A 1,949-nucleotide genomic window follows, 5' to 3' on the forward strand; every position below is an offset into this window, starting at 1 on the left:
ATCGACCAGCTCCAGCCTGGCAGCGCCGCCTACAACGTCCCTCTCGCCATCCACCTCTCCGGCGAGCTCTCCCTCCCAGCCCTCCAGCGCGCTCTCGACGCCCTCATGGCGCGTCACGAGTCCCTCCGCACCTCCTTCGCTCTCCACGACGGCCAGCCCTTCCAGCTCATCGCGCCGTCTCTCCCGCTGCCATTGACGTGTGTGGACCTGCGGCAGGTTCCCGTCGACGAGCGTGAGGAGCGACTCACGCAGCTCTCCGAGGAAGCGGCGCGACTGCCGTTCGACCTGAGCCAGGGACCGCTGATTCGAGCTGCCCTGCTTCGCGCGGACGACAGGAAGCACATCTTGCTGCTGACGATGCACCACATCGTCTCGGATGGCTGGTCCATGGATGTGCTCTTCCGCGAGCTGAACGCGCTCTACACCGCGTTCACCCGTGACGAGCCCTCGCCCCTGTCCGCGCTCCCCATCCAGTACGCGGACTTCGCGGTGTGGCAGCGTCAGTGGCTCCAGGGCGAGCGGCTCGATGCCCAGCTCTCATACTGGAAGGAGCAGCTCGCGGGTGCGCCGCCGTTCCTGCCGCTGCCGACGGACTTCCCGCGCCCCGCCATCCAGACGTTCCGGGGCGCGGTCGCGAGACGCACCCTGCCGCTGTCGTTGCTCGACTCGCTCAAGCGGCTGAGCCGGAAGGAGGGCACCACCCTCTTCATGACGCTGCTCGCGGGCTTCCAGGTGCTCCTGCGCCGCTACAGCGGACAGACGGACATCAGCGTCGGAACACCCATCGCGAACCGCAACCGCGCGGAGCTCGAGGGGCTCATCGGCTTCTTCGTCAACTCGCTGGTGATGCGCACCGACGTGTCCGGTGCGCCATCCTTCCGCGAGCTGCTGCGTCGCGTCCGCGAGGTCGCGCTCGGAGCCTATGCGCACCAGGACGTCCCCTTCGAGCAGGTCGTCGAAGCCCTGCAGCCCGAGCGGGACCCGAGCTACTCACCGCTCTTCCAGGTGATGTTCGCGCTCCAGAGTGGCGTCGAGCAGTCGCCGCCCACATCGGCCTTGTCGATGGAGTCGAGGGAGCTTCGGACGCACACGTCGAAGTTCGACCTCATCGTCGCCACGGTGGAGGGCTCCGAGGGGCTGGACTGCGCGGTCGAGTACAACACCGACCTCTTCACCCCGGACACCATCCACCGGATGCTGGGGCACTTCCAGACGCTGCTCACCGCTGCGGCGGAGCAGCCGGACACCCGCATCACCGGGCTCCCGCTCCTCACGGAGCCCGAGCGGAACAAGGTCCTCCTCGACTGGAACAAGACCTCCACCGAGTTCCCCCGGCACGGCTGCATCCATGAGCTGTTCTCCGTGCAGGCGCGAGCCACACCTCACGCGCTCGCGGTCCGCTTCGGAGACGAGTCGCTCACCTACGCGCAGTTGGAGACCCAGGCCAACCAGCTCGCGTGGCACCTCCAGGGCCTCGGTGTCGTCCCCGATACGCTGGTCGGCATCTACCTGGAGCGCTCGCCGTCACTCATCGTCGCGATGCTCGCGTGCCTCAAGGCCGGTGGGGCGTATCTGCCGCTGGACACGTCGTATCCGGTGGATCGCCTCTCGTTCATGCTCCGGGACGCGCGAGCCCCCATCCTCGTCACCACACAGGCGCTCTCCGGCAAGCTCTCCTCCGAGAGTGGGGTCCACGTCGTGGCGATGGACACGCAAGCAGAGGTGCTCGCCCGGCAGCCCCCCCGCGCGCCGCCCACTTCGACGCAGCCTTCGCATCTGGCGTACGCCATCTACACGTCGGGCTCGACGGGCCAGCCCAAGGGCATCCTCGTCCCCCACCTCGGCGTCGTCCGTCTCGTCCGCGACTCCGACTACATCCAGCTGTCCTCCCAGGACCGCGTCGCCCAGGTCTCCAACGCCTCCTTCGACGCCGCCACCTTTGAAATCTG

Annotated in this window: 1 protein-coding gene; it reads left to right on the forward strand. The window is 67.9% G+C overall.

What is annotated here, in order from left to right:
• Positions 1-48 precede the first annotated feature (48 nt).
• Positions 49-1,949 (forward strand): condensation domain-containing protein (locus tag K8625_RS43445; RefSeq protein ID WP_370642039.1); only part of this gene is annotated, 1,901 nt, incomplete at its 3' end.

Origin of the sequence: Myxococcus sp. AS-1-15 (assembly GCF_020037055.1) — a bacterium.
GTDB lineage: Bacteria > Myxococcota > Myxococcia > Myxococcales > Myxococcaceae > Myxococcus > Myxococcus fulvus.